The organism is Faecalibacterium sp. DFI.5.82, from assembly GCF_029076575.1.
Lineage (GTDB): Bacteria > Bacillota > Clostridia > Oscillospirales > Ruminococcaceae > Faecalibacterium > Faecalibacterium duncaniae.
The window spans coordinates 1-340 of record NZ_JARFIS010000212.1; the positions used below are offsets into that span (position 1 = coordinate 1).

A 340-nucleotide genomic window follows, 5' to 3' on the forward strand; every position below is an offset into this window, starting at 1 on the left:
GAGGAGGCAACGCAATGGAACTGACCCCGACATTGATTTTGAATCTGGTGCTGCTGATCGTCCCACCCGTTGTCCTTGTGCTGGTGTTCCGGCACTGGCTGGCCCGGCACATCCGCTGGACGGTTGCCTTGACTGCTCTCTGTGATGTTCTCCTGTTTTGGGATGAACTTTTCTACTATGAGAGCTTCGGCCTGTTCGCTGTGCTGATTCTGGTACAGTTGGCGGCCACCGGCGCAGCAGCGTTCCGCATTTACAACATACAAAGAAAGGATTGAATTTTATGAGCATTTTACAGTCTATCGACCTGAAAAAGTATTACGGCACAGAGCCGTACATCACC

The 340-nt window shown here is 51.5% G+C and carries 1 protein-coding gene; it reads left to right on the forward strand.

Annotated elements, in window-relative coordinates; translation table 11 throughout:
* Positions 1-14 precede the first annotated feature (14 nt).
* Entirely contained in the window at positions 15-275 is a 261-nt protein-coding gene (locus P0G09_RS16290; protein ID WP_275253187.1) for a hypothetical protein, read from the forward strand.
* Positions 276-340: the final 65 nt, after the last annotated feature.